Annotated in this window: 25 protein-coding genes; 17 read left to right on the top strand and 8 right to left on the bottom strand. The window is 70.3% G+C overall.

Translation table 11 applies throughout. From position 1 onward, the window contains the following. Window positions 1-4: 4 nt before the first annotated feature. Window positions 5-1,081 (top strand): S1 family peptidase, encoded by a 1,077-nt coding sequence (locus DXZ73_RS12110; protein ID WP_240351318.1) that lies wholly within the window; start codon window positions 5-7, stop codon window positions 1,079-1,081. Window positions 1,082-1,167: 86 nt separating this feature from the next. Here DXZ73_RS12110 and DXZ73_RS12105 read toward each other — a convergent pair whose 3' ends face one another. Next, window positions 1,168-1,629, bottom strand: coding sequence for a subtilase-type protease inhibitor (locus DXZ73_RS12105; RefSeq protein WP_116211009.1), 462 nt, complete (start codon window positions 1,627-1,629; stop codon window positions 1,168-1,170). A 414-nt stretch (window positions 1,630-2,043) separates the two neighbouring features. On the opposite strand from DXZ73_RS12105, the gene DXZ73_RS12100 reads away from it, so the two are divergent. The 4 genes from DXZ73_RS12100 to DXZ73_RS12085 are packed head-to-tail and all read left to right on the top strand — an operon-like array spanning window position 2,044 to window position 7,488. Next, a complete protein-coding gene (locus DXZ73_RS12100) occupies window positions 2,044-3,015 on the top strand; it encodes an ABC transporter permease (RefSeq protein WP_116211008.1) in 972 nt (323 codons plus the stop codon). Window positions 3,016-3,063: 48 nt separating this feature from the next. Beyond that, the gene (locus DXZ73_RS12095; RefSeq protein WP_116211007.1) at window positions 3,064-4,851 is read left to right on the top strand and encodes an ABC transporter substrate-binding protein; all 1,788 of its coding nucleotides are present in this window, start codon (window positions 3,064-3,066) and stop codon (window positions 4,849-4,851) included. Between the two features lies 1 nt (window position 4,852). Then, window positions 4,853-5,845 carry an ABC transporter permease gene (locus DXZ73_RS12090; RefSeq protein ID WP_116211006.1) on the top strand — a complete coding sequence of 331 codons (993 nt, stop codon included), beginning with the start codon at window positions 4,853-4,855 and terminating at the stop codon, window positions 5,843-5,845. Further along, complete coding sequence (locus DXZ73_RS12085) at window positions 5,842-7,488, top strand: dipeptide ABC transporter ATP-binding protein (protein WP_116211005.1); 1,647 nt, start codon at window positions 5,842-5,844, stop codon at window positions 7,486-7,488. Before DXZ73_RS12090 ends, DXZ73_RS12085 begins: the two co-directional genes overlap by 4 nt. Here the strand turns inward: DXZ73_RS12085 and DXZ73_RS12080 are convergent. Together DXZ73_RS12080 and DXZ73_RS40575 are read right to left on the bottom strand one after the other, a co-directional pair. Further along, window positions 7,468-8,373, bottom strand: coding sequence for a terpene synthase family protein (locus tag DXZ73_RS12080; RefSeq protein ID WP_116211004.1), 906 nt, complete (start codon window positions 8,371-8,373; stop codon window positions 7,468-7,470). The genes DXZ73_RS12085 and DXZ73_RS12080 overlap by 21 nt on opposite strands. A 127-nt stretch (window positions 8,374-8,500) precedes the next feature. Further along, window positions 8,501-8,938, bottom strand: a complete 438-nt coding sequence (locus tag DXZ73_RS40575) for a hypothetical protein (protein ID WP_116211003.1) — start codon at window positions 8,936-8,938, stop codon at window positions 8,501-8,503. Between the two features lie 313 nt (window positions 8,939-9,251). Here DXZ73_RS40575 and DXZ73_RS12070 point away from each other — a divergent pair, with 313 nt between their 5' ends. Both DXZ73_RS12070 and DXZ73_RS12065 read left to right on the top strand, forming a co-directional pair. Beyond that, complete coding sequence (locus tag DXZ73_RS12070; protein ID WP_425315910.1) at window positions 9,252-10,079, top strand: helix-turn-helix domain-containing protein; 828 nt, start codon at window positions 9,252-9,254, stop codon at window positions 10,077-10,079. After that, the gene (locus tag DXZ73_RS12065; RefSeq protein ID WP_116211001.1) at window positions 10,076-10,294 is read left to right on the top strand and encodes a DUF397 domain-containing protein; all 219 of its coding nucleotides are present in this window, start codon (window positions 10,076-10,078) and stop codon (window positions 10,292-10,294) included. Before DXZ73_RS12070 ends, DXZ73_RS12065 begins: the two co-directional genes overlap by 4 nt. Before the next feature lie 40 nt (window positions 10,295-10,334). Here the strand turns inward: DXZ73_RS12065 and DXZ73_RS12060 are convergent, their stop codons facing one another. From DXZ73_RS12060 to DXZ73_RS12050, 3 genes are all read right to left on the bottom strand, one after another. Further along, on the bottom strand, window positions 10,335-10,907 hold the full coding sequence (locus DXZ73_RS12060) for a peptide deformylase (protein ID WP_116211000.1): 573 nt from the start codon (window positions 10,905-10,907) through the stop codon (window positions 10,335-10,337). Further along, window positions 10,904-11,209, bottom strand: coding sequence for a DUF6087 family protein (locus DXZ73_RS12055; protein WP_116210999.1), 306 nt, complete (start codon window positions 11,207-11,209; stop codon window positions 10,904-10,906). Before DXZ73_RS12055 ends, DXZ73_RS12060 begins: the two co-directional genes overlap by 4 nt. Before the next feature lie 188 nt (window positions 11,210-11,397). Next, window positions 11,398-12,714 (bottom strand): tetratricopeptide repeat protein, encoded by a 1,317-nt coding sequence (locus DXZ73_RS12050; protein ID WP_240351317.1) that lies wholly within the window; start codon window positions 12,712-12,714, stop codon window positions 11,398-11,400. Window positions 12,715-13,048: 334 nt separating this feature from the next. Between DXZ73_RS12050 and DXZ73_RS12045 the strand changes: the two genes are divergently transcribed. Further along, entirely contained in the window at window positions 13,049-14,209 is a 1,161-nt protein-coding gene (locus tag DXZ73_RS12045; RefSeq protein WP_116210998.1) for a hypothetical protein, read from the top strand. Continuing rightward, a complete protein-coding gene (locus tag DXZ73_RS40265) occupies window positions 14,206-16,245 on the top strand; it encodes a lactate/malate family dehydrogenase (RefSeq protein ID WP_116210997.1) in 2,040 nt (679 codons plus the stop codon). The genes DXZ73_RS12045 and DXZ73_RS40265 overlap by 4 nt, the downstream gene beginning before the upstream one ends. A gap of 10 nt (window positions 16,246-16,255) precedes the next feature. Here DXZ73_RS40265 and DXZ73_RS12035 read toward each other — a convergent pair whose 3' ends face one another. Further along, window positions 16,256-17,479 carry a glycosyltransferase gene (locus DXZ73_RS12035; protein ID WP_116210996.1) on the bottom strand — a complete coding sequence of 408 codons (1,224 nt, stop codon included), beginning with the start codon at window positions 17,477-17,479 and terminating at the stop codon, window positions 16,256-16,258. A 153-nt stretch (window positions 17,480-17,632) separates the two neighbouring features. On the opposite strand from DXZ73_RS12035, the gene DXZ73_RS12030 reads away from it, so the two are divergent. The 8 genes from DXZ73_RS12030 to DXZ73_RS11990 all read left to right on the top strand — a co-directional run bounded on the left by DXZ73_RS12030 (window position 17,633) and on the right by DXZ73_RS11990 (window position 25,609). Continuing rightward, window positions 17,633-18,139 carry a GNAT family N-acetyltransferase gene (locus tag DXZ73_RS12030; RefSeq protein WP_116210995.1) on the top strand — a complete coding sequence of 169 codons (507 nt, stop codon included), beginning with the start codon at window positions 17,633-17,635 and terminating at the stop codon, window positions 18,137-18,139. A 339-nt stretch (window positions 18,140-18,478) separates the two neighbouring features. Then, on the top strand, window positions 18,479-19,876 hold the full coding sequence (locus DXZ73_RS12020) for an MFS transporter (RefSeq protein WP_116210993.1): 1,398 nt from the start codon (window positions 18,479-18,481) through the stop codon (window positions 19,874-19,876). A 50-nt stretch (window positions 19,877-19,926) separates the two neighbouring features. Beyond that, entirely contained in the window at window positions 19,927-21,126 is a 1,200-nt protein-coding gene (locus DXZ73_RS12015; RefSeq protein ID WP_116210992.1) for a ferritin family protein, read from the top strand. Between the two features lie 165 nt (window positions 21,127-21,291). Further along, entirely contained in the window at window positions 21,292-21,789 is a 498-nt protein-coding gene (locus DXZ73_RS12010) for a PaaI family thioesterase (RefSeq protein ID WP_162890153.1), read from the top strand. A gap of 5 nt (window positions 21,790-21,794) precedes the next feature. Next, window positions 21,795-22,043 (top strand): acyl carrier protein, encoded by a 249-nt coding sequence (locus DXZ73_RS12005; protein ID WP_162890152.1) that lies wholly within the window; start codon window positions 21,795-21,797, stop codon window positions 22,041-22,043. Further along, on the top strand, window positions 22,040-23,740 hold the full coding sequence (locus DXZ73_RS12000) for an AMP-binding protein (RefSeq protein ID WP_162890151.1): 1,701 nt from the start codon (window positions 22,040-22,042) through the stop codon (window positions 23,738-23,740). The genes DXZ73_RS12005 and DXZ73_RS12000 overlap by 4 nt, the downstream gene beginning before the upstream one ends. Before the next feature lie 4 nt (window positions 23,741-23,744). After that, window positions 23,745-24,272 (top strand): DUF6125 family protein, encoded by a 528-nt coding sequence (locus DXZ73_RS11995; RefSeq protein WP_116210988.1) that lies wholly within the window; start codon window positions 23,745-23,747, stop codon window positions 24,270-24,272. 98 nt (window positions 24,273-24,370) lie between these two features. Further along, window positions 24,371-25,609 (top strand): cytochrome P450 family protein, encoded by a 1,239-nt coding sequence (locus DXZ73_RS11990; RefSeq protein ID WP_116210987.1) that lies wholly within the window; start codon window positions 24,371-24,373, stop codon window positions 25,607-25,609. Between the two features lie 42 nt (window positions 25,610-25,651). Here DXZ73_RS11990 and DXZ73_RS11985 read toward each other — a convergent pair whose 3' ends face one another. After that, the gene (locus DXZ73_RS11985; RefSeq protein WP_116210986.1) at window positions 25,652-26,686 is read right to left on the bottom strand and encodes a DUF3533 domain-containing protein; all 1,035 of its coding nucleotides are present in this window, start codon (window positions 26,684-26,686) and stop codon (window positions 25,652-25,654) included. Window positions 26,687-26,816: the final 130 nt, after the last annotated feature.

Here is a 26,816-nt window from a genome sequence, read left to right as displayed (position 1 = left end):
CGAGTTGAAGCCTTCCCGGATTCGTGCGCGCGCCACCCTGGCCGCCGCGGCGATGACCGCGCTCGCGGCCGTGACCCTCAGCCCACAGACCGCCGACGCCTCGACCACACAGGCTCCGCGCGAGCTCTCCGTGTCCTCGGCCGGGCAGCTCGCGAGGACGCTCGTCGACCGGCTCAAGGGTGAGGAAGCCGGTTCGTACTACGACGAGGGGGCGCACAGACTCGTCGTCAACGTCGTCAGCAGCGCGGCGGAGGGTCTGGTCCGCGCGGTGGGCGCCCAGCCGAAGGTCGTGAAGTACTCGCAGGCCGAACTCGACTCGGCACAAGCCGTGTTGAACGCCGGTGAGGCCATCCCCGGCACCACCTGGGTGTCGGATCCCAGGGTCAACCGCGTCGTCGTCACCGCCGACCCCACGGTCATGGGCGAGCAGCTGACGCGGCTCAACAAGACGGTCAAGTCGCTCGGTGACGCGGTGCTGGTGCGGAGAACGGCCGCGAAGCTCACCCGGTACATCGCGGGCGGCGACGGGATCTACGGCGCCAAGTACCGCTGCTCGCTGGGGTTCAACGTCCTCGACGACAAAAACAACGCGTTCTTCCTCACCGCCGGACACTGCGGCAGTGTCGAACCGCAATGGGCCGCGAGCCAGGGCGGCCTCCCATGGATCGGGAAGACCGTCTCCTCGAAGTTCCCCGGCGAGGACCACGCCCTCGTCCGGTACACCGCGGCCGTTGATCACCCCGGCCAGGTGGATCTCCACCTCGGCGGCACTCAGCCCATCTTCCAGGCCGCCGACCCTGCTGTCGGCGATAAGGTGACGCGCAGCGGCTCCACCACCGGAGTGCACAGCGGCAAGGTCACCGGCCTCGACGCCACGGTGAACTACGCGGAGGGCACGGTCCGCGGGCTGATCCAGACCGATGTGTGCGCCGAGGGCGGCGACAGCGGCGGCCCCCTCTTCCACGACACCACGGCGCTGGGCCTCACCTCGGGCGGCAGTGGCGACTGCATGTCGGGCGGCACGACCTTCTACGAGCCGGTCACCCGGGCCCTCGCGGCGTACGGTGTGCGCATCGGCTGAAGCCCCCCACGAACGGGCGGCCCCCGGACACACCTCCACGGTGTCCGGGGGCCGCCTCATGCACGGGGCTCCTGCAGGTGCCGGTCTCAGAACTCGAAGACCGTGCCCTGGGACGCCCGCTTCATGCACGGGTTGGCGAAGGTGTGCTCGTAGCTGACCCGCTTGCCCTGCCAGACGCCTTCCGCGGTCACGACGATCGGGTTCCACTCCTTGGTGCAGAACGTGTCGGCCTTGAACGCGATGGTCTTGTCGAAGTCACCGTCGGCGGCGCGCAGCTGGTCGCACGCGCTCCTGGCGTCCGGGTGGCTGCCGCTCGCCTTGGGCATACAGGTCAGTGTCACGGCGCGCTGTACTCCGGAGCTGTCCCTGTTCTCGCCCTGGCCGACCGTCAGGACCAGCGAAGAGGGCGCGAACAGGCTCGTCGGGAACAGGCTCTGCGTCTGAGCCGCGGGGGCGGGTGCGGCGTTCGCGGCCGTTGTCCCGGCCGCCACCAGGCCGCCCAGTGCCAGCGCGGCTCCCAGTGCGAACCCTCCAGTGATGTACCGCATTCCGAACGCTCCCTTGTTTGTGGTTTCGGATAACGGACCGGAGTCTTGCCCAAGTTGAGCATGAACGCACCCCCGACGGACACTTTCAGTCGCTGGTTGAAAACCCTGAGTAGTGGCCTGAAGTGATGTGAGGCAGGTCTCGCGGGAGCCGTCCCGAGCGGGGTGGGGCCGGATGGTGTGTCCGGTTTGCGGGAGAAAGGCGGGAATTAATGTTACAGGGATGTTGACCAGCAAAGATTCCTTGTAATCAACGATGAATTACCCAAGGCGCCTTTAAAAAGATGATTTGCGATGCCTGAAACCATCGGATCTAATGAGCCGCACCCCGGGGCGGGAGACCCCCGTACCCCGGCCGAAAAGAGGCCCGCCAAGTGACCGAGCGGCGGCCGGAGTGATTCAGGAGCGCGGCAGCAAATGGCCGAAGTGCACTCAGGAGGACCCCCCGCAGCGCCGTCCGGAGGCCCCCTCGCCACCGCCTGCCGTGCCTTCCGGCGCGACCGCACCGGCATGGCCGCCCTCTGTGTCGTCGTCCTCTGCGCCCTCCTCGCGCTCGCCGCACCCCTCCTCGCCGCCCTCTACGGCAAGAACCCCACAGACCATTACGGCCAGAACGAACCCGGTCTGCTGAGCGCCGAGGGCCTGCCCGTACTGCCCAACGGGGGCATGTCCGCGGACCATTGGTTCGGCATCGAGCCCGGCCTCGGGCGCGACGTGCTCACCCAGCTCCTCTACGGCATGCGCACCTCGCTGCTGGTCGCACTCGCCTCCGTCGCCGTGATCGCCGTCGTCGGCATCGTCCTCGGCGTGACCGTCGGCTACCTCAGCGGCGTCGCCGACCGCGCCTTCACGTTCGTATGCAATGTGCTGCTCGCTTTTCCGACACTTCTGCTGCTGCTCGCGCTGAGCCCCGTCATCCAGACGCGCTTCGTCGAACCCGGCGAGAACGAGCCCGCCTGGATGCAGTTCACCTCGCTCATCCTGGTCTTCGCCGCCTTCGGCTGGGTGCCGCTCGCGATGGTGCTGCGGACGTCCGTACGGAGCCTGCGCGAGCGGGAGTTCGTCGAGGCGGCGCGGGCCGTCGGCGCGAGCCGCCGCCACATCGTCTTCCGCGAGCTGCTGCCCAACGTCTGGGCGCCGGTGCTCGTCCACATCACCCTCGCCGTGCCGGGCGTCGTCACCGCCGAGGCCGCGCTGTCCTTCCTCGGCGTCGGCATCAACGAGCCCATCCCCGACTGGGGCCGCATGATCTCCCGCGGCTCCGAGGTCTTCTACGACGACCCGACCTACATGGTCTTCCCCGGCGTGGCGATCCTCGTCTTCGTCCTCGCCTTCAACCTCCTCGGCGACGCGGTACGCGACGCGCTCGACCCGCGCACCGCCCGCTGACCCCCAGCCACACCACCGCACCACATCAGCCGATCAACGGAGTTCACCATGCCCCGCTTCAGCACGCGCACCGCAGCCCTGCCGGCTCTCGCCACCGCCGCCGTCATGCTGATGTGCTCCTGCTCGGCCGGCGCGGGTTCGGACGGGGCGGGCGGCAAGAAGGACGGCGGCGCGAGCGCCGTCAAGAGCGGCCAGCGGCTCACCGCGACCCTCGGCACCGCCAAGGACAGCCAGGGCCCGGCCCCCGCCGACCCGCACGCGAGCTCCGGCGGCACGGTCAGGATCGCCAACCTCAACGACTACAGCCACCTCGACCCGCAGAAGATCTACGCGGGCGAGTCCTACAGCACCTCCCTGCTGTGGGGCCGACAGCTGACGCAGTATCAGGTCGTGGACGGCAAGCCCAAGCTCGTCGGCGACCTCGCCACCGACACCGGGCAGTCCTCCGACGGCGGCCGCACATGGACGTACAAGCTCAAGGACGGCATCGCCTGGGAGGACGGGCAGCCGATCACCGCCGAGCACGTCAAGTACGGCATCGAGCGCACCTTCGGCCCCGGCTTCGAGCTCGGCCCGACCTACTGGCCCGAGTGGCTCACCGGCTCCGAGGACCGCACCGCCGCCGTCAAGAAGTACGGCGGCCCCAAGGACGGCGACCTCAAGGCGATCGAGACCCCGGACGACAAGACGATCGTCTTCCACTTCCCCGAGCCGCAGTCCGACGTGCCCTACATGGCCGCCCAGTCCTCCTCGTCCCCCGTCCGCAAGGACAAGGACACCGGCACCGACTACGACGTCAAGCCGTTCGCCACCGGCCCGTACAAGATCGTCGAGCACAAGCAGAACCAGAGCCTGACCCTGGAGCGCAACCCGCACTGGAAGCCGGAGACCGACTCGATCCGCCACCAGTACCCCGACCGCTTCGAGTTCACCTTCGGCAAGAAGATCCTCAACACCGCGCAGGAGGTCTTCAACAGCCGCGGCGCGGGCGCCGACACCGTCTCCACCAAGAACGAGGTCCCGCCGGAGCTCTACGCCGAGGCCCAGCGCGACCCCAAGAAGAAGGACCTCCTCGTCGCGGGCAGCCAGGGCGCGTACACCGAGGACCTCTACATCAAGAACAGCCGCGTCACCGACCCCGAGGTACGCAAGGCCATCCACTACCTCTTCCCGCGCGAGCAGGCCCGCCAGGTCCTCGGCGGCCCGCGCCTCGGCGACTTCGCCACCACCCTCTCCTCGCCCGCCGTCGTCGGCTGGAAGAAGTACGACCTCTACCCGGTCGCGCCCGGCGGCGACATCGAGAAGGCCAAGGAGCACCTCGCCAAGGCCAAGGACAAGGTCACCACGCTGACCTATGCCTACGAGAGCGACGCCCCCGAGAAGGACCGCCTCGCGCAGGTCCTCGTCGACGCCTTCGCCAAGGCCGGCATCAAGCTCGTCACCAAGCCGATGGACAAGGCCGCCTTCAACGACCAGGTCTTCCGCGGCGACGCCCCGTACGACCTGTGGATCTCCACCAACTCCGTGGACTGGCCCACCCCCTCCACCCTGCTGCCCGACAGCTACCACAGCAAGCTCGACGCCCTCGCCAACTCCACCCGCTACAGCAACCCCCAGGTCGACAAGGAGCTGGAGCGCATCGCCACGATCGGCGACGCCCAGCAGAAGGCCGCCGCCCTCATCGACCTGGAGGAGGTCGTCATGAAGGACGTGCCGGTCGTGCCCTTCCTCTACACCAGCGTCACGCAGTTCCGCGGCAAGAACATCGGCGGCGCCGCCATCCACCCGATCTACGGCTCCATCGCGGCCGCCGGGCTGTACGTGAAGAAGTCCTGACGTGATCGCCTACCTGCTCCGGCGGGCCCTCCAGGCAGCGGCGGTGCTCCTCGCGATCACCGCCGTCGCCTTCGGGCTCTTCTACGCCGCCCCCTCCGACCCGGCCCTCATCGCCTGCGGCCCCAAGTGCGACACCGCCCAGGTCGAGGCCGTACGCCACAGCATGGGCCTCGACCAGCCGCTGACCGGGCAGTTCACCGACTACCTGCGCGGACTCGTCGCCGGCCGCACCATCGCCGACGTCGACGGCAGCCCCATCGACTGCTCGGCGCCCTGCCTCGGCTACTCCTACACCCTCCACCAGCCGGTCCTCGACGCCATCGGCGACCGCTTCCCGGTGACCCTCTCGCTCGCGGGCGGCGCGCTCGCCGTGATCGTCGTCCTCGGCATCGGCACGGGCTTCGTCGCCGCCCTGCGCCGCGGCTCGGTCACCGACCGGCTGCTGTCCGGCTTCACGCTCGTCGGCGCCAGCGTGCAGATCTACTTCCTCGGCTACGCGCTGCAGTATCTGCTCGTCTATACGACGGATGTGCTCTCGGTGCCCGGCTACACGCCCTTCGCCGACGACCCCGCCGCCTGGGCGGCCGGGCTGGCACTGCCCTGGCTCGTCCTCGGCTTCGTCAACGCCGCCGTCTTCGCCCGCCTCTCCCGCTCCCAGATGCTGGAGACGATGCACGAGGGGTACGTGCGCACCGCGCGCGGCAAGGGGCTCGGAGCCCTGCGGGCCCACGCGAAGTACACGGCGCGCGGCGCGGCAGCGCCGCTGGTGCAGCTCCTCGGGCTGGAGGCGGGCGCCCTGTTCGGCGGGGCGTTCATCACCGAGACCGTCTTCGGCCTCGGTGGCGTCGGCAAGCTCGCCGTCGACTCCGTCGTCCAGAACGACCTGCCGACGGTGGTGGGCACGGTCCTGCTCGCCGCCTTCTTCGTGGTGCTCTTCGTCGCCCTCGCCGACCTGGTGGTGGCCTGGCTCGACCCGAGGGTGAGGCTCGCATGAGCGCGCTCGGCGTACGCGATCTGACCGTCTCCTTCACCGGCAGGGGCGCCACGGTCACGGCCGTGGACAACGTGTCCTTCGACCTCGCCCGCGGCGAAGTCCTGGGTCTGGTGGGGGAGTCGGGATCCGGCAAGTCCACGGTGGGCCTCGCCGCGATGGGCCTGCACGACGCGGCCCGCACGACGGTGACCGGCAGCATCACCGTGGGCGGCACGGAGATCGTCGGCGCGCCCGACTCCGCCCTGCGCGAGCTGCGCGGCGCGCGGATCGCCATGGTCTTCCAGGACGCGCTGGCCGCGCTGTCGCCCTTCCACACGGTGGGGGCGCAGCTGGAGGAGGCGTACCGGCTGCACGCGGGGACCGGGCGGGCCGAGGCACGCGAACGCGCGTCCACCATGCTCGACCGGGTCGGCATCCCACCCGCCCGCGCCCGCGACTACCCGCACCAGTTCTCCGGCGGCATGCGGCAGCGCGTCATGATCGCCATGGCGCTGATCAACGCGCCGGACGTGTTGATCGCGGACGAGCCGACGACTGCGCTGGACGCGCGCGTCCAGCGCCAGGTCCTCTCGCTCATGTCGGAACTGGCGAAGGAGAGCGGCACGGCGGTGCTGCTGATCACCCACGACGTGGGGGTCGTCGCGGAGATGTGCGACCGCATGCTGGTCATGCGGGGCGGGCGGGACATCGAGTCGGGCCCCACCCGCAAGCTGCTCACGGACGCGTCGCACCCGTACACCCGCGCCCTGATCGGCGCGGCGCCGACGCTCGCGACGGTGCCGGGGTCCCGGCTGCCCACGGTGGACGACCCGGAACCGGCCCGTGTGGTCAGGCGTACGGAACCCGCCTCCGGCGAGGGAGCCGTATTGGCCGAGGTCGCCGATCTCACGGTCGAGTTTCCCGGCCGTCGCGGCCTCTGGGGGCGCAGGGCGGAGCCCGTGGCCGCCGTCCGTGGCGTCAGCCTGCGCGTGCGGCGAGGGGAGACCCTCGGGCTCGTGGGGGAGTCCGGGTCCGGGAAGTCCACCACCGCCCGCGTCCTCGCGGGGCTGCAGCGGCCCACCGCCGGAAGCGTCCGCTTCGACGGGCGGGACATCGGCCGGGCCTCCGTCGACACCGCGCTCCGCCGCGAACTGAGCCGCGACGTACAGCTCGTCTTCCAGGACCCGTACGCCTCGCTCAACCCCCGCCGCACCGTCGAGGAGATCGTCACCACGCCCCTGCGCGTGCACACCTCGCTCGACGCTGCCGCCCGCCGCGATCGCGCGGCCGAACTGCTGGGCCAGGTGGGGCTGGACGCGGCGCACCTGTCCCGCTACCCGCACGAGTTCTCCGGCGGCCAGCGCCAGCGCATCGGCATCGCACGGGCCCTCGCCCTGCGCCCCCGGCTGATCATCGCGGACGAGCCGGTCTCCGCGCTCGACGTCTCGGTGCAGGCCCAGGTGCTCAACCTGCTGATGGACCTCCGGGACGAGCTCGGGCTCTCCCTGCTCTTCGTGTCGCACGACCTCGCCGTCGTACGGCACTTCTGCGACCGCGTCGCCGTCATGCGGGCCGGGACCGTGGTGGAGAGCGGCCCGCGCGACGAGGTCTTCGACGACCCCAAGGCCGACTACACGCGTGAGCTACTCGCGGCCACCATGTAGGGCCCCCGCGCCGCCGCCCGGGGAGGGGACGGGCGGCGGCGCGGGGCGCCGGGGGCGGAGGAGGTCCACGGGGGAGCCGGCGATGTCCTCGGTGAGGCTGATCCTGTGCTCCTCCGCCGGGCGCTCCGGACCCCGGGGCAGACCGTCCAGCCAGGCGGCGAGGGCCGCGGCGTAGGACACGGCGCCGGTCGGGAGAGCCCGGCGGGCCAGATCCGCCTCGAGGCCGGCGCGCGCGATCCGGAGCGCGTCCGCGCGGGAGGCGAGGAACTCGGCGGAGAACTCCCGCTCGCCGGGGAAGGAGAGCACGGCGGCGCGAGTGATCTTTCGGATCGACTCCAACTCTCCTGCCCCCGACGGTAGTTCATGTCCGCTCGTGTACTCGACGAGGTCGAGGAGCGGCAGGGCCGGGCCCTGCGCCTTGAGGAGCCACGCGTCGATGAACTCGCCGAAGTGCGTGCGGAATCTGTGCCGCCACTCCGGTGACATGGCGGGGGCCACCATCCGCCAGGCGTCGGCCAGGGCCCGTTCCAGGGCGGTGCGCGGCGGCGGGGTGCGACCGAGGTCCACGGGAAGGAAGTCGAGCAGGGCGTACGCGTACGGCGGGGGCAGCGGTGGGGGCTGCCCGCTCGTCCCGCACTCCTCCGGCCGCCCGTCGAGGATGAAGAACCACACCAGCCACGCCGCCCCCCGCTGTAACCGCCCGCATTCGGCATCCGGCATCACCCGCGCCGCGAACGCCGCGCACCCCGCCTTCCTGAACCGCCGCTGCGCGGAGAACGACTGCATCAGCCCCGTCCGCCGCACCCAGCGGTCGATGAACGCCGCGGCCTCCGCGGCACACGGATTGACGCGGAGGCGGGGGGTGGGCGCCGGACTGCTGGGCATGCGGTTCCTCACCGGGTAGTGCGCTCGGGGTGGACATGTTCTACCCGGCGCCGTACGGGAACCACGGCTTGTCAGCGCACTTAGGGGAGTGCGCTTGTGAATGCGCGCCCTTCTTGGGCCCGGGAGCTCACTTTCCCCAACGCTCGGCGGCGTTGACCTGCCGCACCTTGGCACGGAGCAGCTCGGAACGGGTGACGGGCCGCACGGCGTCGGGGCGCGCTTCCCATTCCTTGCCGCCGTGCGGCGGGCGGAGCTGGATGTATGGACCTTCGCTGCCCATGACCTGGCCGACGCGGTCGGTGCGGGTGTCGATGACGAACGTCCCTGTCTCCGGTGGAGGTTGATGCCCGTAGCAGTCGCAGGAGGCGAGGGGTGAGCTGGGCTTGATGTCGATCCCGTGGGCGGTGGCCCAGATGTAGACGCCGCAGGTGCTGTTGCTTTGGGCTTGGGCGGTACGGGGCGGCTCCGGCGGGGTGGGTTCGCTGATGGGGTGGTCCGGGGTCTCGTCTGCGGGCGCGAATACCTTCCGTACCCGCTCGAAGCAGCGGGAGATAAAGTGACGCATGTCGACGCTCCTCTTTAGCGTTGGCCATGCCCCGGGGCCGTGTCAGCGGTCGCCGGGGTCAGCTGTTCCTGCCTTCGGCATGAGGCAGGGCATACGGGTGCTCTCTGTTGGCCCTGACGCGGTTGCTGAACGCATCGGCCGGGCCACTCCACGTAGCATGCACATCCGCGCTCGCCTCGGCAACGCAATCCGCGGAAGTGCATATGAACGCGTGAATGTTGAGTGCATGCGTCGCTCTTTGCGGGACACTGTGAACTCACGCCGCCGCTCCGGGAGGTTCGAAGTGCCCGCGCTGCCCACCGTTCGCCGCCGCATGCTCGGTGCCGAACTACGCCAGATCCGTGAGGGTTTGGGGATCACGGTCAACGAGACAGCCGGACTCCTCGGATGGCATCAATCCAAGGTGAGCCGGGTGGAGAACGGTCGCTCCGGCATCCGCCCTGACGAGGTCGAGGCGGTGCTGGACGCCTACCGGGTCGCCGACCCGGAGACGCGGGCGGCCTTGGCCACCCTGGCCGGGGAGGGCAGGCAGCGGATGTGGTGGACGCCCTACTCCGATGTGATCACGCAGCGGTACGCGTCGTACATCGCGCTTGAGGCGGAGGCGACTTCCATGCGGAACTTCCGGGAGGTGCTGGTCCCTGGCCTGCTCCAAACGCCGGAGTACACCCGCGCGGTGACCGGCGCGCTTCAGCCGGACTCGCCCCCGGACGCACTCGACGCCTTGGTGAACGTTCGGCTGGCCCGACAGAACGCCACCCTCCGCCGTGCTGATCCACTCGAGCTGTGGGCGGTCCTGGACGAAGCGGCGCTGCGGCGAGTGATCGGCGGAGCCCGGACCATGGCCAAGCAGCTCCACCACCTTCTGCGGGTGTCGGAGGAGCCTCACATCACCTTGCAGGTCCTGCCTTTCGCGGCCGGCGCCCATGCCGGGTTGATGGGGTCGTTCGCGATCCTCCAGTTCCCCGTTCGAAGCGATCTCGACGTGGTGTACACGGAATCCCACACGAGTAACATTCAACTGGAGCGAAAAACCGACCTGATGACCTACAGCCGGATGTTCGATGAGCTCTCGTCGGCGGCGCTCGACGCGGCATCGTCGCGCGACCTCATCTCGTACGTCGCAAAGGATCTCGAATGAGGCACACCGACTGGCGAGCCCTGGATCTTGACAACGCCGTGTGGCGCAAGAGCACCTACAGCGGGCACCAGAGCGACTGCGTACAGGTCGCCGACGGCTTGCCCGACCTGATACCCCTCCGCGACAGCAAGGCACCCGACGGCCCCACCCTGTTCGTCCCCACCGGCGCCTGGGGCGACTTCATACGCAACGTCAAGGACGAGCGCTTCGGTTGATCCGGCCCAGTCGGCGGCGCATGCGATCAGCGGTCGACTCCTACGACTCGTACGCCCACGCACGGCCGGTCTGCCGGTATTCCCCGACCGGGATCGGCTCGACTCCGGGCCGCATCCGGGCGGTGTAGAGGAGCCCGTCGAGGTGGTCGATCTCGTGGTGGATCAGCCGGGCCAGGCCGCGCTCGTACACCATGATCCGGGTGGTGCCGTCCAGGGCAGTGGCCTCCACGGCGATCCGCAGGGGGCGAGGGACCATGCCACGGACGTCGAAGAAGCTGAGACACCCCTCGTACTGTTCGTCCATCCCTTCGGAGGTCGCGGTGATGCGCGGGTTGAGGAGCACGATCGGCTCCGATCCGGCTTCGGCGGGCCGTACGGTCGCGGCCGCGCGGGCGATGCCGATCTGCGGGGCCGCGAGCCCCATGCCCTTGCCGCTGAAATCATGGGCCTGGGCGATGCGGTCCATGGCGTCGGCCAGCCGCTTGATGACCTGCTCGGCGGCGCCCTTCTCGGCGGGTAGCTCGAAGGCGCCCGCGGGCTCGGCGAGAATGTCGACGCCGCGCTGGACGACACCGAGGTCCCGCATGCGCTGGCTGGGTTGCACCTCGATCACCGCAACTTTCCCTGGCTCGCGTCACCCGGTGACCGGTAGAGCTCATTCGCCCACTTCCGTGCCGCCGTCAGGTCGGAGGCAGTGCCGACGGGCACGTAGGTGAAGCCGTCCCATTCCTCCAAGACCCGTGGTTCGTCCGGTCGGACGTGGACGGCACCGCCGTGGAGCGGTCGGTGGCGGCGGTACTGGTCCAGCGGCGTGTGTCGTCGTCGTTCGTACGGCGAGAGCGGGTCGTCGGCGTCGAAGCGCGCGATGGCACGGGAGGGTTGGTTCGGCGGTCCGGGTCGGCTGTGCTTGCCCATGCGCTCGATGCTCTCAGGCGGCGACGGTGGTCGGCCGGGCGTTGGCGAGGTTCTCTGCGCGGGCCCGTACGTCGTACGCGGAACCTGTTTGCCGACCTCGGTGTCGAAGCCGACGCGTGATCGAGTACCGCAACCTCATCGTGCACTGACGTCCCGCCACGTGTTTTCGGTCCTGTTCCCCGGTGCCGCTAGGCGAGGAGCCGGGCGGCTTTCCGTCGTAGCTGCTCTGTCTCGGGGATGTCCCTGAATCGGTTCAGCCGGGTTCGCATATCTTCGGCGGCCGTGTGCACCTTCACCGAGCGGACACCGTCCGCGCACTCGACGAACTCGTGCCATGCGGCAAGGGCACCGTCCACGTCACCTTGGCGGAGCCGCACACCGCCCAGGTCGGCGAGGACAATCGCGCGGGTCCGGCGCCGGTCGAGGCCGTGGATGTCGAGGGCGAGGCGGAGGTGTTCTTCGGCGGCGTCGAGGTCGCCGAGGCGGGCGAGGATCATGCCCGATTCGTGGGCCCACCGGCCGGGCGAGTAGTGGGCGGCCCACGACTCGCCGGCTGCGGCTCCGGACCGGCTGATCGCGGTCTCGGAGAGGGCGAGGTGGCGGGTGGCCAGCTTGCGGTCGTCGTCCTGGGCGGCGGCGTTGGCGAGGGTGGCTTCGTAGTAGGCGACGGCCCGGGGGTTGTCGAGGCCCTTGCCGTAGCGCACGCAGGCTTCGCCGAGCTGGACGGCTTCGGCACGGAAGCCGAGGTCGGTGGCCTGGACGGCCAGGCCGCGCAGGGCGGTGGCGGACAATTCGGGGTCGTGGGCCTCGGCGGCGAGTCGGTAGGCGTGCGCGTAGTACTGCTGGGCCCGGCCCTGGTGTTCGGGGTCGTTTCCCTCGTCCTGAGCCATCCAGCCGGCGAGGTGGACGAGCTGAGAGGTGGCGGCGAACAGTTCGTGGCCGGTGGCTTCGGTGTACTTGCCGTTGAGCCAGGGTGCGACGTCGTCGGTCAGGTAGCGCACCGCGAGGTGGCGGGCGTGTCCGCCGCCGAGTTCGGCAGCTGAGTCGCCGAGGGCCTTGACCATCTGTTTGACGGCAGCGACCTCTCCGGCGCCGACGCGTACCGCTCCGGCCGGGGCCGTTTTGGTGCGGCGGGTGATGCTGTCGAGGTCGGGCAGCGCGAGGGCACTGAGGGCGTAACCGCTCGTGGCGGTGAGGAAGTTTCGGCGGTCCACGTCGCTCCTCCCCAGCTGGATGACTGAGGCCACGGTATCGGTGACCTCCGCTTCGGAACCGGAGGATCGGGTCTCCCGGTCGCTTCCCAGGCCCAGGACTTTGACGACGTACGGCAGCCAGTAGGTGGGTGATCGTTCGCCGTTCATCCAGCGGCGGGCGTACTGCCGCTCGATCGTCTCCGGCGGCCGTCCAGCCGCGATGCTGACTTCCCTGGCGAGTTTGGTCGGGCCCCACCCACGCTTCTCGCACGCGTTGCGAATGAGTTCGGCGAGTTCCTGCTTGGTCGGCACCGTGCTGTCGCCTCCCTGGCCTACGTGGGCCTACAGCTGCCCTACATCCTGGCCCCTCCTCGCCTTCTGCGTATGGCCGTTCACTGAAGCTCACCGCCCGACCTGCGTGGGCGGCTGAATCGGCAGTGGGCCGTCTGCGTCCACCCTCGTCGCCTCGCCACGTCGGCGGCCCGCTGCCCCCGATCACTGGGACGAGGAAGGTGACGACGGTGACGTACACATGCCGTACGACCGGCGGCAGGACGGCCCGCAGCGGCTGGCTGAGGCCCCCGCTTGGCTGGATCGGGGCTTTGGGCGCCAGCGCCGTGGTGCTCACGCCGACAGGAGGCTGGTGATGGCCGCCGGTTCGAGCACCGTGACAGCCGCCGAGGTCTTCGCGTACGCGGACGGGAAGATCAAGCAGGCCGCTGCCGAGCTGTGGTCGGGTGCCCCCGTGCGGTTCGGCCAGCACACGCCGAGCGTGACCGCCTACGTCCGCCGACTGAGCGTGGACGGCCGCCCGCTGTACGCGAAGGTCTCGCTGCTGGGCCTGTCGCTGGTGTCGGTGCTGCGGGGCACGGCCGGTGACTGGGCCCAGGTCCGGGCAGCCCAGGCTGCCTATCAGGGCTCGCCGGGGGCCTTGCTGGAGCGGGAGGCCAGGGGTCTGGCCATTCTTCAGGAGGCCGGAGCGCGGGCATGTCCGGTGGCGGGTCTCCATGGCGGCGTGTTGTTCACCGAGCCGGTGGCCGGGCCGACGCTGGCCGACCTGTTGGCCAAGGGCCCGCACCAGGCAGGTGAGTTGATGACCCGGGCGGTGGTCGAGCTGGCAGGGCTCCAGAGGCCCGCCGTCGCCCGGGCCGTCGATGAAGCGGCCATCGTCGAACGGGGCATCGGCTCGACCTTCGACCGCAAGTTCAACGGCATCAGCGGCCCCACTTACCTCTGCAAAGCCGGTCAGGTGGGCGAGGTGCTGGGCACGGTGGTCCTCCGTCTGCGGCGGCTTCGGCCCGCTCCGGTGACCGGGCACCGGCCAGTGGTCCACGGCGACCTCAAGCCGGACCACGTCGTCTTCCCCGAAGGCGCCGACGGGCGGCCGGTCTTCCTCGACCCGGGCCTGGGCCGAGGGCGGTCCCAGACCGACCCGGCCAAGCTGATCTCCCGGACCGTGCTCGGCCTGCTCGCCTCTTCGCCGGACCTGGTGACGGCGGAGGCGACGGCGGCCGGGATCGAGGGGTTCGCCGACGCGCTCACGGCCGACCTCGGGCCGGACGAGCGCGCCGAGTGGCTGAGGCACCTGGTGGTGCTGTGGCTGATGGACACCACCAACATCCTCAGCACCTACTTGACCTGCCCACCCGACCTGCTTCTGCCCGAACACGCGGGAAGGCTCATCACCCGGGCGGCGACAGTGTGCACTTTCCTGGAGGGCGTCACGGCCGGACTGGTCGCCGGGACGGACCCGCGGGCGGTGTGGCGGCTCGCGCTGGCCGACGTGGTGAAGGCGGCGAACCGATGACGGCGGCGAAGGCCGGTGCGATCGGGGTGATCGGCGCCGGGGCCGTCGGCCAGAGTGTGGCCATGCTGCTGGCGGCCGGAGGCTGGTGCGAGTCCGTCCACGTCGTCTCCCGCACCGGCACCTCGGCCCGGTCCCTGGTGACCGATCTGGAGGACATGAGCCAGGTGACCGGCTCACCCGTCCGGGCGGTTCACGCCGCCAACCCGGGGCAGCTGGCCTCCTGCGAGGCGGTGGTGGTCTGCCCGAGGGCCGAGTTCATCAACACCCGCCGCACCAACGTGCGGATGGCCGGACTGAACACGAATGCCCCCGTCATCGCCGCCCTGGCAACCGCGCTGGCCCACTACCAGGGTCTGGTGGTCATGGTGACGAACCCCGTGGACGTCATGACCCGCCTGTTCGCCGAGGTCTCCGGCTGTCCCCGCGTCTACGGGGTCGGCTCGAACGTCGACACCGCCCGCTACCGCCTCACTCTCGCCCACCTCCTCGACGTCTCCGCCGGGGATGTCGAGGGGCATGTGATCGGTGAGCACGGCGACCAAGCGGTGGTGTGTGCGTCGGCCACCCGTGTGAACGGTCGCCCGGTCGACGTGCCGGCCGGACGGGTCCGCCGCGAGCTGACCGCCCGCCCGGCCAGGATCAACGCAGGGCTCGGCCGTACCCGCTGCGGCCCGGCCGGCGCCGTGATCGCAGCCCTCCGCGCCGGCCTCGGTCTGGAGGACCGGGTGGTGGAGCTGTCCGTCAACCACGAGGGCCGGTGGATGGGAATTCCGTTGCGCTTCATCGCCGGAACCCCAACCGTGTGCCTCCCCCGGCTTGATGTCGCCGAGGCCCGGCAGCTGGTGGCCGCGAACATCAAGCTCCGCGACGCCTTCGAGCCGCTGGCCCGCCTGCATACCCCCACACGCCCCTCATGGAAGGAGAAGACCGCAGTGACCAGGACCGCTACCCGCATCGCCACGGCCACCCAGGCCGCGACCGTCACCAGCAACACGCCGGTGGTCACCGAATGGGCCCGCCGGTACTTCGGCCCCTGGTGGAAAGCCGCCAGCACCACCCCGGACGCTGACTCGCAGGTGATCGCCGACGTCAACCCCGACCGGGTCACCGAGATCGCCCGGCACGTGGCCGACCACTCCCACGAGGAGACCGTCTACGCGAACTCGAGCATGCTCTTCGGCCGGGACGACGACGGCATCGTCCTCGCCTCCCAGCCCGACGACAAACTCGCCTATCGGGCCGAGCCCGGCGGCCCCTTGCGCGTCTACGGCTGCGAGGAAGTCCCCGTCGCCCTGGCCGCCGCCCGACTCGCGCGCGAAGTCGTCCGCGGCCGGCTGCTGGCCGACGGCTGGTCGATCCTGCACGCCTCCGCCGTCGTCCGTGACGGGAAGACCGTGTTGACCCTGGGGGACAAAGGCGCCGGAAAGACCACGACCGCCCTCCTCCTCGCTCGCGCCGGCTGGCAACTGCTAGCCAACGACCGTGTCTTCATCCGCCCCGACGGCGGCCACCTGCGCGTCCTGCCCTGGCCCTCGGCCGCCGCCATCGGCCTCGGTCTCCTCGACGCTCTCGGCTGGTACGACCAGGTCCGCGAACGTGTCCAGCACGGCGAACAGCTCCACCCCACTCAGCACCGGAAGGTCACCGACGCGCTCCACTCCGGTAGCCGCACACCCCTGTGGAGGGAGTCCGGGAAGGAGCTCAAGCCCCAGTTCTTCCCCGACCAGCTCGGTACTTGGCTCGGCCTGACCCTGGCCACCGAAGGGCAAGCGGCCCGCATCCTCTTCCCCCGGATCGCCCCCGGCGCCGACCCCGCCCTTCTCGACGAGGACCGCAGGGTGAGGGCCGGCGACTTCTTCACCGCCGGTACCGAAGACCGTTACCCCGACGTCTTCGGCCTCCTCCCCGTCGATCTCCCCGGCACCGAGCCCCTGCTCGAACTCCTCGGCGAGCTCCCCCGGCACAACCTGGTCCTCGGACACGACGTGAAAGCGAACACCGACTTCCTCGTACAGGCCGCAGGCCCGACTGCCTGAAAGGGGGACGTCAGCCGCCCCCCATCTCGATCAGTCGTCGGGCCGCGGTCAACGCGCCGTCGGTGCGCATGGAATCGGCGACGGTTCGGGCCCTGTCCGCCACCTTGGGATCGAGGGCGTGGCGGAGGGCGGTGAGCAGCGAGTCGGGGGTGGGGGCGCCGGGCGGGAGTGCGCTGCCGATGCCGAGTCGGCCGATGCGGTGGGCGTAGTAGAACTGGTCGAACATCTGCGGGGCGATCACTTGCGGTGTTCCGGATGCCGTGGCGGCGGTGGTGGTGCCGGCGCCGCCGTGGTGCACCACGGCGGCGACCCGCCGGAACAGTGCCCGCTGGTTCACCTCGCCGATCGACAGGCAGTCGGGCTCGTCGTCCACGGGTGACAGGTCGGCCCAGCCGCTTGCGAGGATCACGCGCCGTCCGAGCGAGCGGGCCGTATCGATCATCGTCCGGGTGACGCCCTCGGGCGCGCGCATGCTGCCGAACCCGCAATAGACGGGTGGCTCGCCGGCATCCAGGAACGCCTCCAGTTCGGCGGACAGCGGTCGGTCGTCCGGCAGCATCCAGGCCCCGGTCTGGAGCACGCCCAGTTCGGACGGCTCGGACGGCTCCGGCCAGGGTGCCAGTACGGGGTCCGCGGCCAGCCACGGGGAGCCGGTGAGGATGTGGGAGCGCACGTCCTCGACCGGCGGCAGTCCGATGGCCGCGCGCCGCGCGTCAAGAGCCGTGCCCCACATGGCGTTCCAGCGTGCGGCATCCTCGGCCCAGAGCGTGCGGTTGTCGACCGGCCCGTCCGGCGGTTCCTGTCCGAGCATCTTGAAGACGGGTGGTGCGTGGTGCGCGGACGGCAGCGTGATGGGGGCGAACGCGGCGTGGACGTGGCCGATGCCACGCTGTTCGGCCACCGAGCGGGCGGCGACCGCCAGCCCTCCGCCTCCCACGACGGCGTGGCAGCCCTCGGCGGCCGCGCCGACCGCCTCGAACTGCTCGGCGACCGTGCCCTCGATCATCCGACGCCGCTGCTCGGGCGTGGGGACGGTGCCGGCGTTCCGCTTCGCGGTCCCGCGCAGCTCGGGTCCGACGGAGACGTACGCGATCCCCAGGGACTCGGCCCATTCATGGAAGTCGGGGGGCGCGCACACCACGGCGTCGTGCCCCATTGCTTTGAGCTGCACGGCCAGCGCCACGAGTGGCTGGACCTCTCCGCGCGACCCGATCGTGGACAACAGAAAACGCATCTCGCTCCCGTCCCGCGCCGGACCCTCGGCGCGCGAGAAGCGATTTTCGCCCCTTATGGGGGCCTTGCGGCAAGTCTCCCCGTCCGGTATACGGTTGAAATGCGGGGAGGGGAGCCCGGCCCGGCGAACGGGGCGGCCCCTAGGGTTGTCGCCATGAACAGCGCATCGCAGGTGACACTGAAGCCCTGGAGCGAAGACGACTTCTGGGTGTTGCGGAGGGCCAACGCGCCCGAAATGACCGAGCACTTGGGCGGGCCCGAGACCGAGGAGCAGTTGGTCGCGCGGCACCGGCGGTACGTCGGGCTGCGTGAGCGCGGGCGGATGTACCGGGTCGTGGCGGAAGGCGGCGAGACTGTCGGCTCGATCGGCTTCTGGGAGTCCGGCTGGCAGGGCGGTGCGGTGTGGGAGACCGGCTGGGCGGTGCTGCCCGAGTTCCAGGGGCGGGGGCTCGCCGCGGTGGCGGCCGGGTCGGTCGTCGAGGCGGCGCGGGCCGCCGGGCGTCACCGCTACCTGCACGCGTTCCCGGGAGTGGACCACCCCGCCTCGAACTCGGTCTGCCGCAAGGCGGGTTTCGAGCTGCTCGGCGCGGTCGATATCGAGTATCCGAAGGGCTGCCGGATGAGGTCCAACAACTGGCGGCTGGACCTCAAGGGCGCATGACTCACCGCTCCGCCGGGCTCCGCCGGAATGCCGCGCAGACCATCGTCACCGCCGCCCCCACCGCCGCCCATGCGGACAGCGCCGGCAGCGGCCCCGTCAGCGCGTTGCCCCGGAAGTACGCGGCGGTGCCCGGCGCGGTGCCTCGTCGCGCTCCGCTTTGCGATCCACCGCGCACCCAACCCCGGTGCTCACAGTCGGTTCCGTCATTTTCGAGGCGCTTCCGACCGGCCCTCATGATTGATCGCGGCGGCGGGTGAATATACCCCTCCGCAAATCCTGAAGTACTGGGCAAAATAACAAAGTTGTGATCTTACTGCCCGGTCAACTAGCATCCCAGACATGCTGACGCCGGGTCAATCCCGCCTACTTTTATCGATCCTTTCGATCGCCGCGTTCATGGCCGGTCTGGATCTTTTCATCGTCAACGTGGCATTTGATGACATCGGACGGGATTTCCAGGGCGAGTCGCTGTCGAATCTCTCCTGGATTCTCAACGGATACGCGATCATTTTCGCCGCGTTGCTGGTCCCCTTGGGCCGGCTCGCCGACCGGTACGGGCGCAAGGAGGGATTCCTGCTCGGCGTCGCGCTCTTCACGATCGCCTCCGGTGCCTGCGCCGCCTCGAACTCGCTGTGGATGCTGGTCGCCTGCCGGGTGCTGCAGGCTGTCGGGGCCGCGGCCCTGACGCCGGCCAGCCTCGGGCTGCTTCTGTCGGTCTTCCCGCCCGAGCGGCGCTCGGGCGCGGTGCGCATCTGGTCGGCCAGCGCGGCGCTCGCCGCGGCTGCGGGGCCCGTCTTCGGCGGCCTGCTGGTGACCGCGTCATGGCGTTGGGTGTTCCTGGTGAACCTGCCGATCGGGCTGCTGACCCTCGTGGTGGCGGCCCGCCGGCTGCCGTCCTCCCGGGACGAGACGCCCTCGCGGATGCCGGACCTGGCGGGCGCGGGCGTACTGACCCTCTCCGTCGGGTTGTTGGCCCTGGGTCTGGTGAAGATCAATGACTGGTCCGCGGTGCGCGTGGTCGTCGTCGTGGCGGTCGCGCTCCTGGGCGTCGCCGGCTTCTGGCTGCGCTCCAGGCGCCACGTCTCACCGGTGATCGAACCGGCGTTGCTGCGGGTGCCGGTGTTCGCCTGGTCCAACGCGACGGCGATCGTCTTCAGTGCCGCGTTCGCGGCGAACCTGCTCTGCTCGATCCTGTGGATGCAGAACGTCTGGGGCTATTCCGCACTGCGTACGGGCCTGGGCATCGCGCCCGGCCCGCTCATGGTGCCCCTGGGCGCGATCGTGGCGAGCAAGCTGGCCCACCGGATCCCGGCCGGCCGGCTCGCCGCCGTGGGCTGTCTGCTGTGCGCCGTCGGCGTGACGATGATGTGGCGACAGCTCGCGCAGGAACCCGACTACGCGGGAACTCTCCTGCCCGGGTGGCTCGTTGGAGGAGTAGGTGTCGGGCTCGCTCTTCCGACCATCCTGTCCACGGCCACCTCCGATCTGCCGCAGGAGCGCTTCTCCACCGGCAGCGCGGTGGTCAACATGAGCCGGCAGATCGGCAGCGTGCTGGGCATCAGCCTGCTGGTGGCCCTGCTGGGCACTCCGAGAACCTACGACGAGACCCACCGAGCCTTCGGGCATGCCTGGATCGCCATCGGCGTGTTCATGCTCCTGGGTGCATTGACGGCCGTGGGAATGTCTCCCGTTCCGCGTCGGCGGAACGTGCCGTCCCGAAGTCCGAACTCCGCGTAAAGAAAATCCGCGTAGAGAAAAGCTGCACCCGAGGTCAAGGGGGAAGCCTCATGAACCGCAACTGCACCCGATTAGCCTACGTCGACTGTCTGCCCGGCATCCGGCCGGAAGGCGAGTTGTCCCTGGCCAGGTTTGGCGAGATCGCTCTCGACCGCCCCCGGCCGGACGCCTTCGAGCGCTATCTGCACGAGCTCGGCGAAGGGGACGTCCTCGCGGCGGTCTTCGTCGGCGGCAGCGGATCCTCCGCTCCGGACGCCGTACGGAAACTGCGCAACCACCAGAAGTTCAACAAGACCCGTGTGTACGTCGTCGGGGAGAGCGCGGGCGGGCGCGTACCGGGCTGGGCCGAGACGCTGGATGTCGAGGACATTCTCGCTCCGTCGGACTTCGCCGGTTACGGGTTCACCGACAAGGCCGAGATCGGTATGCGCGCCTACCACTCGCTGGTCCAGGACGAGAACTACACGGACTTCTACCTGGACATGACGTACAACAAAATATTCGACTGGTTCGAGACCACCCGGTGGGACTGGAAAGAGCTCGATCTCGACCGGATGCGGCCGGAGATGCTCGACGAAGAAGAGATCGACTTTCTCACGGAAGCCGCGATCATCGAATTCGGCACCCTGCCCGGCGCCCACAACTTCCTGCGGGAATGGGAGGGCGAGACCAGTTTCTCCTCCTGGGCGCTGATGTGGGGGGCCGAGGAGGCCCGGCATTCGCTCGTGCAGGCCCGGTGCCTCGACCGGCTGGGCGTGAAGGTGCGCTCCAAGCACGCGCTGTACAAGCGGGAGCCGTATCCCATCGGCGACACCCGCGCCGGCACGCTCATGATGAACATCATCTCCGAATGCCGCGCGGCCGAGCTGTACAAGGCGCTCGCGGCGGACACCACCGAGCCCGTCGTCAAGCGCGTGTGGAAGCTGCTCGGCCGTGACGAGTCCCGGCACGCCAGGGCGTTCTACGTCTTCTCCCAGGAGCTGTGCGACGGCAGCAGGGAGAGCCAGGTCGCGGCCCTGAAGATGGCCTATGTCTGGCTGGCCGACCGCAGCCAGGGCATCAAGCACCCGGCCGGCCACTTCTACCCGCACTCGACCTCCGCCAACGGCATCCGGCGGATCGAGGCGGTCGAGGCGGGCGCGACGGACGCCGCCGACGAGAAGGTGCTGTCGATGGTCCGCCGACTGGCCGAGGACGACACCATCGAGTCGTCGACGGACATCAAGAGGAAGCTGCGCACGCTCATCTAGCCGCGCAGGCCGATCCGGCGCCGTGTCCGACGATGTCGCCGGCGCCGCGTCGGCGTGCCAGAAAGGTCCGACGGGGGAAATGAACAGCGGGTACCAGTACGTTCCGAGCCGGTTCTTCTCGTCGATCCACCGCACGACCACAGGAACTGACGTGAGGAGCCCGGTGTGCCCGATTCCATGACAGCGGATACCGAATCCAATTGCTTCGGCTGTGCCCCGAGGAACCCCATCGGGCTGCGCCTGGATTTCGAACGCCACGGTGACGTCTTCACCACACGCGTCAAGCTGGGGGCGGACTACGAGTCGTTTCCCGGGGTCGTCCACGGCGGCATCGTCGCGTCGATCCTGGACGAGACACTGGCCCAGGCGGTGTACCGCTCCGGCCGCGTCTCGGCCTTCACCACCGGTCTGCGGATCCGCTACGCGCGGCCGATGGAGACCGGCACCGAGCACACCGCCTGGGCCGAGATCGTCAAGCGTGACGAGATCTCGGTGCGGGCCACCGGCCGGCTCGAGACGGGTGACGGGGAGACGGTCGCCGTGGCGGACGGCACGTTCTATCTCCTGACCGACGAAGCGCTCGGCCAGAACTCCCAGCGCATTCCAGCAGAACTCATCAAGGTGCTCCGATCCGCCAACGGGTCGGCACCACAGGGGGATTGATCATCGTGGACATCCGTGCGCGCGTCTGCGCCATCATCAGCAAGCAGCTGTCCGTGCCGGAAGGCGAACTCGCCCCGGACCAGCATTTCCGGGCCCTGCCGAACGTCGACTCGATGCGCATCCTGCAGATCATCCTGGAGACGGAGAAGGCATTCGACATCGAGATCGATGACGACGCCACGTTCCGGCTGCAGACCATCGGCGAATTCCAGGACCTGGTCGAGCGGCTCTGCCGGCAAGGAGCCGCCACGTGACCCTCACAGTGGCGCTCAGGGACGTGGCGGAGCGCGGCACCGGGCACGGCATTCGTCTGTTCCGCGGGGACCAGGAACGGGAGCGCGCCGGTTTCGACGAGCTCTACGCCCAGGCGGGCCGACTGGCGTGCGGTCTGCTGGAACGCGGGGTCCGACCGGGGGAACGGGTGGCCATCGCGCTGCCCACCTCGATCGACTTCGCCCGCGCGCTGTTCGGTGTGCTCGCGGCGGGGGCGGTGCCGGTACCGGTGCCGCCCCCGGCCAGGTTCGCGTCACTGGAGATCCACATGCGGCGCATCGTCATCGCGATGCGCCAGTCGAAGGTCCGGGTCGTGCTCTCCGACGCGACGCTGGGAAGCCTCCTGGGGCCGGTGCTGGGTGGCGACGGCGCGGAGTTCCGCGTCCTCGACATCGCGACCGTACCGGCCTCGTCCGCGGTCTACGCCGACGTCGCCGCGGACGCACCGGCGCTGATCCAGTACACCTCGGGCACCAGCGAGGACCCCAAGGGCGTGGTGCTCAGCCATGCCAATCTGCTGGCGAACGTGGAGGCGATCACCAAGGGGATCGGCCTCACCGACGCGGACGTGGGCTGCTGCTGGCTGCCGCTGTTCCACGACATGGGTCTGATCGGGGCGCTTCTGTCGGCGGTGCTGGCCGGCGCCGACACGTGTCTGATGCCGCCGGAGGACTTCCTGCGCGACCCCGGGCGGTGGCTGCGCATCATCAGCCGTCACCGGGTGACCCTCAGCGCCGCGCCCAACTCCGGATATCTCCACGCCCTCCGCAAGGTCCCCGCCGAAGCCGTACGCGAACTCGACCTCTCCTCCTGGCGCCTGACGCTCAACGGCGCCGAACCGGTGGATGCCGAGCTGATGCGGCGGTTCTCCGCGCACTTCGCCCCGGCCGGCTTCCGGCCGACGGCATTCCTGCCGGTCTACGGGCTCGCGGAGGGCTCGCTCGCGGTCACCATTCCGCCCACCGGGCGGGAGGTGAGGAGCGTCTGGGTGCGGCGCGACCTGCTCGGCGAGGGGATCGTGGAGTTCGGCGACCGCGACAGCGGCCTCTGCCGGGAGATCGCCTCGGTGGGGGTGCCGGTCACGGGCACGGAGGTCCGGCTCGTGGGCGAGGACGGCGGCGTGCTGCACTCGGAGGCCGCGGTGGGCGAGATCCACATCCGCGGCACCTCGGTGATGCGCGGCTACGAGGCCAATGAGCCGGCCACCCGGGCCACCGTTCACGACGGCGGCTGGGTGTCCACGGGCGACCTCGCCTTCCGCGAGGGCGGCGAACTGTTCGTCGCCGGCCGGAAGAAGGAAATGATCATTGTCTTCGGGCAGAACTACTACGCCAGCGACATCGAGTCGGTCGTCTGCCGTCTGCCGGGGGTGACGAATCACGGCGCTCTGGCGGCGACTGTTCCCTTCGCGGACGGTGACGGTCTGGTCGTCATGGTGGAAACCAGGGAATCGGAGCCCTACGCTCGGTCCGAACTCGTCGCGCGCGTACGGTATGCCGTCTCCAGCGAGCTGGGAATCACCCCCCGGGAAGTCGTCCTCGTGCGCAAGGGCCGACTGCCGCGTACGTCGAGCGGGAAGCTGCTGCGGCACGGAGCTCAGGCCGTCCACCAGCAGTGGGCCTCGGCCCCTCCCGGCACGGAGCCGCCCGTCACCACCGACCGAGCCACCTTGGAGTAGGACGATGACCGCAGCCCCCCAGGACCCGGCCCCCTTGACCGCCACGGAGAGAGAGGAGCTCCTGCGGCGGTCGTGGATGGCCACCGACGGCCTCTGGTACTACCAGACCGCCCAGGCCAGAGGCATCGACGGTGCCAACGAGGCCAATATCCAGGTCGTCCGCGAGTTCGGCCGCCAGGAGATGCGGCGGCTCATGCGCAGCCTCGGCATCACCAAGGTCGAGACCGCCGAGCAGTACCGGACGCTTTTCAGCACCGCCGTGGATCTCTACCTCGGCTCGCTGTTCGAGGCGGAGGAGTCCGTCGAGGGCGACGTCCACACCATGAACGTCAGCGTGTGCTTCGCCTACAAGGGCGTGCAGAAGGCCGGCATCGACAAGGTCTACCACTGCGGTCCCGGGGAACGCCTCACCGGCTGGCTGCAGGCCATGGACATGCCGACCGCGCTCGATCCGGCTGTGGGCCTGTGCCAGATGGCCCACACCGGAAGCTGTTCGTACCGACTCAAAGTGATTCTGCCGTCCGGCGGTTGATGCCCGTCCCGGGGTGTGCACCACGGCTTCCCCGGAGCCGATCGTGCGGGCCCCGGGCGGCCCTCCCGCCCGGTCAATCGCTCCAACTGGGAGATCTCATGGGTGAGACCCGGCACGCACCTGTCCACCGCGTTCCCGTACGCCTCTCTCCGGAGGGTGTCGACCAGCACGGGGAGAACGCGCGGCTGAGGGCGCTCGGAGCCGCGGTGGAAGTGGAGCTGCCGGACGGCGTCACGGCGTGGGCGATCACCCGCCACGAGGAGCTGCAGCGCCTCCTGGGCGACCCGCGCGTCGTCAAGGACCTTCGCCACTGGGCCGCGTGGGCGCGGGGCGAGGTGCCCGAGAGCTGGCCGATGCTGAGCTTCGTGTCGGTCCGGGCCATGACCGCCACCGACGGGGCGGCCCACCGCCGACTGCGCGGGCTCGTGGCCCAGGGCTTCACGGCCCGCCGCATCGAAGCGCTGCGGCCGCGCGTCGGCCACATCGTCGAGGATCTTCTCGACGGGCTCGCCTCCGACGCGCCCGGGCCGGTGGATCTGCGCGAGCGGTTCTCCGGTCCCCTGCCGATCAGCGTGATCTGCGAACTGCTCGGCATACCCGAGGACCGTCGCGAGGAACTCCACGCGCTGTCCGCCGTCATGACCGACACCACCATGGACCGTGCGGGGGTCCTGTCGGTCCAGCGCTCGATGTACGCGGGGCTCGGCTCCCTGATAGCCGCCAAGCGCGAGAAGCCGGGCGACGACCTGACGAGCGACCTGATCGCCGCCCGGGAGGCGGGCGACCGGCTGACCGAGGAGGAGCTGGTAGGCACCCTGTTGCTGATGTTCGTGGCGGGTCACAACACCACTCTCAATCTGATCACCAACGCCGTGCGCGCGCTGCTGACCCACCCCGGCCAGCTGGCCCTGGCCCGCGGCGGTGCGCGGCCGTGGAGCGCGGTGACCGAGGAGACCCTCCGCTGGGACGCGCCCGTGGGCCGGTTCCCGCTCCGATTCGCGCTGGAGGACATCGAGGTCGACGGCACGGTGATCCCCAAGGGTGACGCCATCCTCGCCGCCTACGGGGCGACCGGACGCGACGAGGTCCTGCACGGCCCGGACGCCGAGCGCTTCGACATCACCCGCGACTCCTCCCGGCACCTGGCCTTCGGCCACGGCCCCCATTTCTGCCTCGGCGCCTCGCTGGGCCGCCTGGAGGTCGAGGTCGCCCTGCCCGCCCTCTTCGGCCGCTTCCCCGGCCTCGCGCTCGCCGTGCCGGCCGAGGAGCTGGTCCCGCTGCCCTCCATCGTCAGCAACAGCCCGCGCTCCCTGCCGGTACTGCTCACCCGGGGCTGACGGGAGAGGAGTTCCGTGCCGCCTTCGCCGGGAGCATGTGACTCACTGTTCCGCCGGGCTGCGCCGGAATGCCGCGCAGACCATCGTCACCGCCGCCCCCACCACCGCCCACGCGGACAGCACCAGCAGCGGCCCCGTCAGCGCGTTGCCCCGGAAGTACGCGATGGAGCGCGCCGACCAGGTGCCCGCCCCCGGCGGGAGCGCGGGGCCGATGGCGCGCCAGAAGGGCGGGAGGAGGGGGTAGGGATAGGCGCCGCCCGCGCTGGGGTTGCCCAGGACGACGACGATCGCGATGGCCAGGCCGATGCCGATGATCCCCGCCAGCCCCTGGAGGGCCAGGGTCGTGGCGCCGACGGCGAATACCACCAGCGCGCCCAGCCCCCACAGCCCGGGGATGCTGCCGGGCAGCGCCCCCAGGACCGGGCCCGCGATGACGGCACCGAGGAGGCCCGCGGCGACGGCGTAGAGCGCGAGGGCGGCGAGGCGGAAGCCCGCGCGCCGGGGGTTCGCGGGGCGGGCGCCGGCGCTGATCGCGAGGATCGCGGCACACAGATAGCCGCCCACGCACCAGCCCACCACCAGATAGAACGAGCTCAGGCCGCGCGCGTCGCCCGCCGCGGCCGGGGCGACGTCGACCACCTCGACCGAACGCCGCTGGGCGGCCTCGGCGCGGGTGACGACCGCCTCGGCCGCCTGGGCGAGCGAGGCGCCCGCGCCCCCGGCGACGAGCAGGGTGTCGGTGGTGCCGCGTGGATCGACGACCAGGGCGGCCTCCAGGTCGCGGTCGTGGATCCGCCGCCGCGCCTCCGCCTCGTCGCGGACCGCGCTCGGCTCCAGGGGAGTGCCGGGCAGTACGAACAGCTGCTCCACCAGCTGCTCGCTGAGCTGCTGCGGGGCGACGACGCCCAGCGTGATCTCCTTCGGCTTCGGGGCGTGGAAGGCGCCGATGTAGGACGTGATGAAGGCGAGCTGGAGCACCAGCACGCCGATCACCAGCAGCGCCGCGCGGGCCGTCACCGCCTCCCGTACTTCCTCGGTGAAGGTGGGACGGGCGGTGTCGCCGGGGGTGCGGTCCATGTCCCGAGCGTGCGGGGTCCGGGGGGTGGCCGCAGGCGGTGCGGGCCGTTCGGGCGACCGCCACGATGTGCGTACGAATGTTCGGGTGTGTGGTTTGTGGTGGATACGCCAGGGCGGGCGCCCGGTTCGC

This window comes from Streptoverticillium olivoreticuli subsp. olivoreticuli (genome assembly GCF_003391135.1).
GTDB classification, from domain to species: Bacteria; Actinomycetota; Actinomycetes; order Streptomycetales; family Streptomycetaceae; genus Streptomyces; species Streptomyces blastmyceticus.
This window is presented reverse-complemented; position numbering and strand designations above follow the sequence as displayed.

Bases quoted from the DNA above. Each gene is read 5' to 3' on its own strand.
- DXZ73_RS12105 (WP_116211009.1), bottom strand. From the start codon at position 1,629: ATGCGGTACATCACTGGAGGGTTCGCACTGGGAGCCGCGCTGGCACTG.
- DXZ73_RS12100 (WP_116211008.1), top strand. From the start codon at position 2,044: ATGGCCGAAGTGCACTCAGGAGGACCCCCCGCAGCGCCGTCCGGAGGC.
- DXZ73_RS12095 (WP_116211007.1), top strand. From the start codon at position 3,064: ATGCCCCGCTTCAGCACGCGCACCGCAGCCCTGCCGGCTCTCGCCACC.
- DXZ73_RS12085 (WP_116211005.1), top strand. From the start codon at position 5,842: ATGAGCGCGCTCGGCGTACGCGATCTGACCGTCTCCTTCACCGGCAGG.
- DXZ73_RS12080 (WP_116211004.1), bottom strand. From the start codon at position 8,373: ATGCCCAGCAGTCCGGCGCCCACCCCCCGCCTCCGCGTCAATCCGTGT.
- DXZ73_RS40575 (WP_116211003.1), bottom strand. From the start codon at position 8,938: ATGCGTCACTTTATCTCCCGCTGCTTCGAGCGGGTACGGAAGGTATTC.
- DXZ73_RS12070 (WP_425315910.1), top strand. From the start codon at position 9,252: ATGCTCGGTGCCGAACTACGCCAGATCCGTGAGGGTTTGGGGATCACG.
- DXZ73_RS12065 (WP_116211001.1), top strand. From the start codon at position 10,076: ATGAGGCACACCGACTGGCGAGCCCTGGATCTTGACAACGCCGTGTGG.
- DXZ73_RS12055 (WP_116210999.1), bottom strand. From the start codon at position 11,209: ATGGGCAAGCACAGCCGACCCGGACCGCCGAACCAACCCTCCCGTGCC.
- DXZ73_RS12045 (WP_116210998.1), top strand. From the start codon at position 13,049: ATGGCCGCCGGTTCGAGCACCGTGACAGCCGCCGAGGTCTTCGCGTAC.
- DXZ73_RS40265 (WP_116210997.1), top strand. From the start codon at position 14,206: ATGACGGCGGCGAAGGCCGGTGCGATCGGGGTGATCGGCGCCGGGGCC.
- DXZ73_RS12035 (WP_116210996.1), bottom strand. From the start codon at position 17,479: ATGCGTTTTCTGTTGTCCACGATCGGGTCGCGCGGAGAGGTCCAGCCA.
- DXZ73_RS12030 (WP_116210995.1), top strand. From the start codon at position 17,633: ATGAACAGCGCATCGCAGGTGACACTGAAGCCCTGGAGCGAAGACGAC.
- DXZ73_RS12020 (WP_116210993.1), top strand. From the start codon at position 18,479: ATGCTGACGCCGGGTCAATCCCGCCTACTTTTATCGATCCTTTCGATC.
- DXZ73_RS12015 (WP_116210992.1), top strand. From the start codon at position 19,927: ATGAACCGCAACTGCACCCGATTAGCCTACGTCGACTGTCTGCCCGGC.
- DXZ73_RS11995 (WP_116210988.1), top strand. From the start codon at position 23,745: ATGACCGCAGCCCCCCAGGACCCGGCCCCCTTGACCGCCACGGAGAGA.
- DXZ73_RS11990 (WP_116210987.1), top strand. From the start codon at position 24,371: ATGGGTGAGACCCGGCACGCACCTGTCCACCGCGTTCCCGTACGCCTC.
- DXZ73_RS11985 (WP_116210986.1), bottom strand. From the start codon at position 26,686: ATGGACCGCACCCCCGGCGACACCGCCCGTCCCACCTTCACCGAGGAA.